The 337-nt window shown below is 42.4% G+C and carries 1 protein-coding gene; it reads left to right on the plus strand.

Annotated elements, in window-relative coordinates:
* A partial coding sequence (locus A3756_RS27330; RefSeq protein WP_197481184.1) for a hypothetical protein occupies nt 1-337 on the plus strand: 337 nt, incomplete at both ends.

Below are 337 nucleotides of genomic sequence, written 5' to 3' on the forward strand. Positions count from 1 at the left end.
ACCATGGCCAAGAAAGATGAAGTGGAGCACGAGCCACTCACTGAAAAGCAACGAATTACTGCTCTGGAAGAGAGTGTCGGGACGAACAAAATAGTACTACTGGTTGTCGCACTCTTACTAATCGTGATTATTTCTGTTTCGATTACAGTAATAACGATCACCGTCTTCGGAGATGAAGAAGAAGAGTCCGTCAACCTTGAAGTCGTTGAAGAGCTACAGCTACAAATCTCGGAATTGACCAGCCAAAACGAAGCTCAAACTCAACAAATAAAGAGCCTTAAGAAAATATTACCCGTTATCCAGGATCAACTGGGCAATACAAGCAACCTTAAATTGC

It is taken from the genome of Oleiphilus sp. HI0086 (assembly GCF_001635225.1).